Below are 8,569 nucleotides of genomic sequence, written 5' to 3'. Positions count from 1 at the left end.
GCCGATCATCGGCCGCGCCTTCTACGCCGGCTTCCGCTACGACTTCGGCGGCTAAGCCGTCCCGCAAATCCGGTTTTCGACTTCGTTGCCAAACTTGGAATGGATATGGCGGATCGAGCAGGGCAGGGAGCCCCCGAGGCGGTTCGTCGAGCGCGAAAGCCATTACTTTTGGGGCCGCAGAGGTACTTGCTGACGGTCGTCGTAAACAACGCGCGACCCCATGTCCGCGGTTTTCATCGAAAATCGCTCTCCATGTCCGAGCCTGGTACTGAACGAGAAAAACGAATTGCCGCTAGGATATTAACGGCTGCACGGATGCCGTCCCGTGCCATGTCGACGCGGAATGCTCACGGCAGAGAAAGTTCTCATCCCTAACGATAATCGACATACTGGTAATTCCAGTTCAAAAGTGAATTTCTACCCTTTATGAATCAATCGCTTGCGTGATTTTTCCAACTAAACAAAATTGACTTCATCGAATATAAGGCCATTCGGTGCATATTTTTCCAGTCGAAGAGTGAATTTTCGACTCCTCTGGTAAGAACCGCAAAATCCCATAAAAGCAGTGTATTTAATTTAATTAATATTTGGACTTTTGCCAAGCGAGTCCAAACCGTAGCGATATCGACGGCCAAACATACCGGGAACATAAAGCTAATCCGCAGACCACGAACCCCACGCGATACCCGAGCCGGCTCACTGCGGAACGCAACTGATGCTGGTGACCCCAGATGAGCGAAGCGTGCCTTGCAAGCCCAAACGACTGGTGGGATTTCCAAGAGCGACGCGGGTGGATCAGCTCCACGCAAGACACGATTGACGAGGTGATGAACGGACCCGCGCCCGACGTTTACGACGGAACCAACAAGCACCCATGATCTGACGCTAGACCTAGTAGATCCCTCGATTCAAGCCGTCTCGCATTGCAGAGATGACTTTGCTTGTTCTGATCGTCGCACCGGTGTAGCCATCCAGGTCGTCGACGACGTCTTCCGGGGGTTCGGCGGCATGGAGATCTCTGATGCGAAGCACCTGAAGGTGCTGGGGTCCGAGAACGCCCGACTGAAGAAACTCCTGGCTGTGTCGATGCTGGACAAGGAAGCACTCAAGGTTGCCCTGTCGGGGAAGTACTGACCCGGCAGGCCAGGCGCTCGACCGCTGCGGTGATATGCCGTCACACAACCGTTCCCGAGCGCAGCTCATGTTGGCTTGTGATGATCTCCCGTTCGGTATTCCGGTGCCAATCAAAGACCTCAGGCAGTGAAGCGGCGTTGCGGTCCCGCACAGTCGACCTGGCGCCGCAACGTCGCCGGTTTGGCTATCGGCGCATACATGCGCTTCGGCGCCGGGAAGGCGTCACGGTGAACCACGAAACGGTCTTACAGCTTTACCAAGCCATGGCAACTGCGGTTTGCAAACGCAAGCGATGCCATGGTGTCGCCCTTGATCGTGAACCGCTGAACCGACCAGTGCGGCACGGCGCTTGACCAATGGGCCTATGACAACTGCATTCAGCTGAAACTGATCCAGCCCGGGAAACCGACATAGTACGCCCTCATCGAAAGCTGCAATGGTCGCTTCCGAAACGAACACCTGGATGATGCTCTGCGTATGTCGCCGCGGCCGGCGCGTGTCCGGACCAGCCACTTAAGCCGCAGCTTCGCAACCCGCAGCGCTTGGCCATACACAGGTGTTGCAGTGGCTGCTCCGCGTATTCCTTCCCCCAGCGGCAGATAGTCCTGCCGGAAGTACAAGCCTCCGCCCCCTCTCCACGGTCAGCACACCGGTGGCGACTTTCCAGGCCCAGAGATTATTCGTCTCGCGGAAGCTCGTCTCCATTCGTGACATCTCTTGATATAGGTCAAGGCTCTGGATTTCGTAATGGGTAGGCTCAAGACGTCGTTCTTCAACTTGTAACGCGGAGTCGATAAATCGAATCAAAGCATTATTTGACGGCAACAAACAAAATACGCATTCAAAGTATTTGAAGCGAGCTTCCTTATTAATGGCTAGCTTACGATTATCGATTGTTTGTTTTTTTAACCGCTTGTTTTTATTGCTTATTTTATCATTTCTTGTCTAAGTTCATGGGGGTTAATAGTAAGTCTTTGTCTTTCTGACGTCAGTCACTAGAGGTTAATCAGAGGGGAGAACTCTTATCTGGTGCTGAGACGTTTCGTTTATGTAGCCCGTTATTGGGGGGCTGGAAGTTCATGTTTCACAATTAACTTGGTGGTTGGGACAATGGAAAATTCCAGAAATATAGAGGGCTGGCGCCGGGCTTTTATGTGGCCAATGAGGGTGCCCGCAGTATTATTCGCCGCGGTTTTGGCCGGGACGCTGACAGTCATTCCAAAAGACGCCGAGGCCGTGCCAAGTTTCGCCAGGCAAACAGGGCAGTCTTGTGCGGCGTGTCATACGCATGCTCCCCGTCTCACGCAATTCGGACGGGAATTCAAGATCTCTGGTTATCGGATGACCGCGCGGCCGCTTCTCGCGAACGCCAATATCATCGAACACATGCCTATCGGCGGGCGTCTGCGCGGTGATGTCAACTACAACTCCGAGGACGATGACAGTGTCACCGTCGGGGTTGCCGATGGCAGTCGCTTCTACGTGTCCGGCCGCCTGACGGAGTACATGGGGTTGCACGTCAATATTGGCGACAGTAGTGGGACCGATACCCAGGTGACGCTTGCCAATGAGTTTGGTGACTGGACGCTCGGGCTCACCGGCGGGAACGTCGGCTTCGGTCGCGCAGACCCGTACGACACCATTGGACGCGGTGCCGGGTACCAGCTCCAGCGCAGCCTCATCACCGAATATGACCGGAATGACTTCCGCGGCGGTGCACTGCGTAACCGAGGAACCGGCGGCTTGGCCTATATCTACGGGCACAATATCTATCTTGGCGCCGGTGCCTTCGATACATCGGGGGACGAGGGCGAGTTGCGTGATTTCGGTGTGCGCTTCGCGTACGAAACCCCGTTCGCAGATTCGCACATTGGTGCCTTCTGGTTCAGTGCGGCTGAGCAGCAGTACCGCTCTCGTACCGCTGACGAGGCCACGGATGAAGGCACACGAATGGGGATCGATGCCGCCGCCCAATGGGAAATCACCGACGAATGGTCTGCCGATGTGATGGGTGCATATCTCATCGGTGAGCAGAAAATTCGGGGGGATGTCGGTGCCGCCGGTGGGCTTGAAAACTACGATATCGATCACCGGGGCTGGTTCGTCTCAGCCACCTTTCTACGTGGCAACTGGGCCTACGGAACCACCTTCGGGCGATACAACTATCGGGATGACTACTCGAGAGGTGAGGACGATCTCGTGGAGTCTGGGAGGGTGACCTCGATCAACCCGAACGTCTCCTGGTTGTTCGCACCCAATGCCCGACTGGGGTTCGATGTGGAGTTCAGGGACGACGACTTCGACGACTTCGACGGGACCATTGCGCGGATCCGGTATGACATCGGCTTCTAGGGCTTCCCATCACGAGATCGCCGGCCGGGGTGTACCCCCGGCCGGCGGTGTTCGAATTCATCGTCTACTAACCTTTCAGCAAGCGGAGGTAGTTCCATGGGCAATGCGCGATATGCAAGGAGCGGGACTGGTGATGTGACCTGAAGTCGCTTGTTGAAAGGTTAGTAAACGTCGCAAATGAGGATCGAGAATGATGCGTAACATAATCAGAGGAAAAGTTCTGGCCGTAAGCGCTAGCGCCGTTTCCATCCTGGTCCTGAGCATTCCAGCCGTGTCTCAGGCGATGGACGAGGATGATCTGGCTGTCGGCAAGCAGACCTACGAGCAGGCATGCATGATGTGTCACGCCTCGGGGATGGCAGGTGCTCCACGGGTCGACAGGCCTGACGAATGGGAGAATCGATTGGGGGATTCGATTGATCCGCTTGTCCAGAACACCATCGGTGGTCTCGGCAATATGCCGCCGCAGGGCGGACCCGACGAGGAAGAGGTCCGGCTGGCAGTGAAATACATGCTGCACGAATTGGGCCTGCTGGAAGAACTTGCAGAGCAGTAGGGGGAGGGTTGTCATGTCGAGCATCAAACATGGGCTTGTTTTCGGGCTTTTTGTCGGTTTCTTCGCGGGCTGGTCCCTGGCCGGGGCAGAATCGTTACCCTACGATTATGATAAGCCGACTGCCGTGGCCGACTTCATCAATACCGAAGGGGAGGGGATCGGCCGTGCAGAGCTGATTCAGGGGCCACACGGCATGTTGATCATGCTGCACCTGGAAAACGTTGCTCCGGGATCAGGGTTCCACGGCATCCACATGCATCAGCGGGGTGATTGTAGTGATCCCGAACACGGATTCCCGCATGCGGGGGGGCACGTCCATGACGGGGAAGCTGGCCAAATGCACGGCTTGATGCACCCAGATGGACCACACGCGGGCGATCTGCCGAGCATCTATGTGCATGAAGGCGTTCTCAAATACGAGCTTTTCACCACCTTTGCAAGCCTCGACGGCTCAATCGGGGAAAAGCTGCTGGGTGAAGACGGGGCGAGTTTCATCATCCATGAGAATCCTGACGACCATTACACGCAGCCTGTAGGCGGGGCCGGTCGCCCGATCGCCTGTGCGGAGATCAGGCAGCAGTAGTAGGAGCCGCCCTCATTCCGGCGACAACCGCGGCCTGCACCGTGCCGGAATGAGTCTAAGTTTGACGCTTCGACCTGCGCCGGGTAGCTCTTGAAGTTGCCCGCGCAGGTCGAGTGTTTAATGCCGCCTCGACCGATCGCCAACCTTGAATAGAGATCCATATGTCTTCGCTCCTTAGCTCGCGGGAAAAGCGCCTCCAGCGGAACCGGAGTTTCACGGGCGTATTGCTTCAGTTCATCGGCTCTATGAACCTTGCGATCACCCTCCTGGTGAGCTTGGCGATTGCCTCGGTGGTTGGCAGCCTGGTAGAGCAGGGGCAACCCCATGAAGATTACCTGGTCCAGTTCGGGCCATTCTGGTACGAGACATTCAATCGTCTGGGGCTGTTCGACGTCTATCGTGCTCCCTGGTTTCTCTTCCTGCTGGCTTTCCTGGTTACGTCGACGTTTATCTGCCTCGTCCGGAATTCGCCATCAATGCTTCGGGAGTTGAGCAACTTCAGGGAGCATCAGAGGGAAGCATCGCTCAGAGCGCTGAAAAATCATCGCGAGTGGCGTGTCGATGGCCCACCGGAGGCGATAATCGATGTTGCGGCGCGGACGCTTCGCACACTGGGTTTCAGAGTTCGGCTAAAGCGCGATGACAAAGGCTGGATCGTGTCGGCGATGAGCGGGGCGAGCAACCGCCTTGGCTACATATTCACACATCTCTCGATTGTGGTGATCAGCATTGGCGGACTGATTGATGGAAATCCCGCGCAGCAAATCCAGTACTGGATGGGCGCCATTCCCGTGGAGACGAAAGACCGGAGCCTGGCTGAGATTGACGATGACATGCGGATTCCGCCCGGCAGGGGCGGATTCCGTGGAACGGTGATGATCCCCGAGGGCACGCAGGCCGATGCCGTTGCGGTCCCCGTGGGCGAGGGATACATAATCCAGGGACTGCCATTCGAACTCGACGTGAAGGAGTTCCGAGTCGAACGATACGACACTGGCGAGGTGCGCTCTTTCGAGACGGACGTGATTCTCAGGAGTGACGATCTGGATGAGCCGAAGGAAACGACCATTTCCGTCAACAGGCCGCTCATCCATGATGGTTATTCGGTTCTGCAGAACAGTTTCAGTGACGGGGGCTCGCACCTGTCCCTCAAGGCGTGGTCGCTCGGCGAGACATCGAACAGCCGTTTCACCTCCCAGGTTTTCGAGACTGAGGAACTGGAATCAGCGGAGGGCTGGCGCATCGAATTCGAAGACTTTACCGAGTCCAACGTGGAGCCGCTTCCCGATGAAGATGGTGGCGAGCGAATGGCGGAGGTTGGTCCCAACATCAACTACATCATGCGTAGTCCGACAGGCGAGGGCATAGAGTTCGAAACCTACATGGAGCCCCAGCGACTTGGTGGCCGTTATTTTTATGTAACGGGAGTGCGCACAGCCGTTGGCGAGGACTTCCAGTATATGTATGTCCCCCTCGACGCCAATGTCGAGCTTTCCCGCTTTTCCAACTTCGTTTCCGAGTTGCATGATCCCGACGCGGTGGCCCGAGCTGCCATGCTGGCGCTCGATGCGATGGGGACAGAGCCGCAGGAGAGGGAGAGGCTTGTGGAGGTGGCCAGGCAACTCGTGGCTGAGCTGATGGATTCGGGAATGCAGGCAGTCGAGGAGAACATAGCGTCTAGGTTCGGGGAGGACGCGAGCTTCTACCATGATTTGGTCCTCGCAACGCTATGGCAGGGCTACGGATCGGTACTGCTCGAGGAAGATGGAGGTTCCGCCGGAGTGGTTTCCGAGAGCGACCGTGTGTTCTTCGAAGACGCCCTCCTGTCAGTGGATGCCTTGTCGAATCTCGACATCCCGGCCCTGATGCAACTGAAGGATTATCAAGGGACGTTGGCAACCGGCCTCCAGGTGACGAGAGCCCCAGGCCAGAACATTGTCTACGCGGGGTTCTTCCTGCTGGTTATCGGGGTCTTTCTGATGTTTTACACCGCCCATCGTCGCGTGTGGTGTCGGGTGCGCCGGGATGGCGAGCGCACTTACCTGCTGGCGGCTGCCACAAGCCAGCGCGATCCGCATGGCCTGCGCAAGGTTTTCGAGCGCGTGAGTGAGTTGCTCGATCGGCGATTATCGTGACTGATTGCGGGTTCAAAATGCAGAAAATTCAGGACTGGACTTCCCCCGGTGCAGTGGACACCACCGGTCAGGCATAACCGGCCAGCTCGATATGACCCAGGAAATGCCGCAGCTCCTCCGCTCGCCAACTGCTGCCTTGCTATTGTTTGATCTCAATCAACCGGCGCGCTGCGTGCCTTGTGCCATACTTCGATCATGGCGCGTTCCTGCTTTGCATGGTTCATGGTTTCGCTACTCGCCGTCGCATTGATTCTGCTGCCCCAGGACCATGCGTGGAGCGATGTCCATGGCACGCATGATCGTGCTGGCGCCTTGGAAATCACGTCTGGTGATCCGGGCGACATATGTGGGCAGCTGCCTGCTGGTGGCCAGTCGGGCAGTTGTGCCGCCTGCGTTACTTGCGTAGCAGCCGTAGCCACTGACGTTTTCAATCCCGTTCGGCTCCTGCCAGCCTTGACAGCCTTACCTGTCGGGCAGCCGCCATCCCGCGTTCCCGCGCTCGACCCCCGACCTCCCAGACTTCTCCTCGCCTGATTGTAGGGCGGCAGCTTCCCTTCTGAGCACCGTGCAGCCTCGTGCTGCGCTCGTTTCCGGTGCCGTCAGGTTTTGCTGCTGACCGTACGTAACGGTGGCGGCACATCCGCAACGCCACCAGACGAACGCGGGGCTCGCTTTGGGCCCCCCAGGTCGAGGAATATCCGAATGCTCCGGCTAAACACACCCAGGCCATGGGTTCTAATCGGCTTTCTGCTGGTCGCCGCGCCGGTCGTGGCGTTGGCCCAGCCCCCTCTGACGCTGGAAGAGGCAGAGAATCTCGCCCTTCAGGAAGAACCCGCCATTGCCGGCTACCGTGAGCGGGCTGTCGCCCGTGAGGAGTCCGCAGTCGCCGCTGGCGCCCTTCCCGACCCGATGCTGATCACCGAGTTGATGGACTTTCCCGCGAACCGCCCGCGGCTGGACGGGGACGACATGACGCAGCTCAGGCTTGGGCTGCGCCAGACCTTTCCTCGCGGTCAGACGCGCAATCTCCGCCGCGAGCGCGAGGACCTGCAGGCGAGGCAGGCGAACGCCCGTGGCGACGAGGCCGAACGAGCGGCGCTCAACGCGGTGCGGCAGGCCTATCTGCGGCTCTACAGGCAACATCGAACCGTAATGTTGCTGGAGGCCAACCGCGGCCATTTCGAGGAGTTACTCGAGATTACCGAGCGGGCATTGGCTGCCGGCCAGGTCTCCCGCCAGGACGTGATCCGTGCCGAGCTCGAACTAGACCGACTGGAGGATCGGCTGACCGCAGCCCGGGCGGATAAGGCCGAGGCCGAGACGACATTGGCCCGTTGGATCGGGCCCCAGGCCGCCCGACGTCCATTCCCGGACGAACTGCCGGAGTTGGGGGTGCCGGATGACAGTGGCATTGACCATCATCCCCTGTTGCAGGCTGAGGACCTGGTGGTCGCCGACCAACGTCGCGGGGTGGACCTGGCTCGTCAGGGTTACCGGCCGGAGTGGTCGGTGGAGGTCACCTACGGAATGGCTACCCGGGATGTACGCGACCCGGATCGCCTCTCCGCGATGTTGATGCTTGATCTGCCTCTGTTCACACGCAATCGCCAGGATCGGGATGTGGCCGCAAGCCGGCGCGAGGCGCATGCGGCCGAGCATGATCGCGAGCTACAGCGCCGTACCCTGAATCAGGCCCTGGGCACCCAGCAGGCGCGTTGGCAGCGGCTTCGCGAGCGGGAGCAGCGCTTTACTGAGCGCCTCCTGGCGGGATCCGCGGATAACGTGGAAGCGGCGGAACAGGCCTACCGC

Annotated in this window: 7 protein-coding genes; all 7 read left to right on the top strand. The window is 58.4% G+C overall.

Going from position 1 to position 8,569, the window contains the following annotated elements:
* Positions 1–1,008: 1,008 nt before the first annotated feature.
* A complete protein-coding gene (locus M0534_RS13745) occupies positions 1,009–1,134 on the top strand; it encodes a hypothetical protein (RefSeq protein ID WP_282571463.1) in 126 nt (41 codons plus the stop codon).
* Between the two features lie 80 nt (positions 1,135–1,214).
* On the top strand, positions 1,215–1,487 hold the full coding sequence (locus tag M0534_RS13845; RefSeq protein WP_486875123.1) for an IS3 family transposase: 273 nt from the start codon (positions 1,215–1,217) through the stop codon (positions 1,485–1,487).
* 757 nt (positions 1,488–2,244) lie between these two features.
* Positions 2,245–3,486 (top strand): hypothetical protein, encoded by a 1,242-nt coding sequence (locus M0534_RS13635; protein WP_248568995.1) that lies wholly within the window; start codon positions 2,245–2,247, stop codon positions 3,484–3,486.
* A gap of 190 nt (positions 3,487–3,676) precedes the next feature.
* Positions 3,677–4,042, top strand: coding sequence for a c-type cytochrome (locus M0534_RS13630; RefSeq protein ID WP_248568994.1), 366 nt, complete (start codon positions 3,677–3,679; stop codon positions 4,040–4,042).
* Between the two features lie 13 nt (positions 4,043–4,055).
* A complete protein-coding gene (locus M0534_RS13625; RefSeq protein WP_248568993.1) occupies positions 4,056–4,625 on the top strand; it encodes a superoxide dismutase family protein in 570 nt (189 codons plus the stop codon).
* Positions 4,626–4,849: 224 nt separating this feature from the next.
* On the top strand, positions 4,850–6,760 hold the full coding sequence (locus M0534_RS13620; protein WP_248568992.1) for a cytochrome c biogenesis protein ResB: 1,911 nt from the start codon (positions 4,850–4,852) through the stop codon (positions 6,758–6,760).
* A 702-nt stretch (positions 6,761–7,462) separates the two neighbouring features.
* A partial coding sequence (locus M0534_RS13615; protein ID WP_248568991.1) for a TolC family protein occupies positions 7,463–8,569 on the top strand: 1,107 nt, incomplete at its 3' end.

This window comes from Methylonatrum kenyense, assembly GCF_023195885.1.
Lineage (GTDB): Bacteria > Pseudomonadota > Gammaproteobacteria > Nitrococcales > Aquisalimonadaceae > Methylonatrum > Methylonatrum kenyense.
The sequence above is the reverse complement of the archived record's forward strand: the minus strand, read 5'-3'. Positions and strand labels throughout refer to the sequence as shown.

Coding starts and splice junctions, on each gene's coding strand:
- M0534_RS13630 (WP_248568994.1), top strand. CDS start 3,677: ATGATGCGTAACATAATCAGAGGAAAAGTTCTGGCCGTAAGCGCTAGC.
- M0534_RS13845 (WP_486875123.1), top strand. CDS start 1,215: ATGATCTCCCGTTCGGTATTCCGGTGCCAATCAAAGACCTCAGGCAGT.
- M0534_RS13745 (WP_282571463.1), top strand. CDS start 1,009: ATGGAGATCTCTGATGCGAAGCACCTGAAGGTGCTGGGGTCCGAGAAC.
- M0534_RS13625 (WP_248568993.1), top strand. CDS start 4,056: ATGTCGAGCATCAAACATGGGCTTGTTTTCGGGCTTTTTGTCGGTTTC.
- M0534_RS13635 (WP_248568995.1), top strand. CDS start 2,245: ATGGAAAATTCCAGAAATATAGAGGGCTGGCGCCGGGCTTTTATGTGG.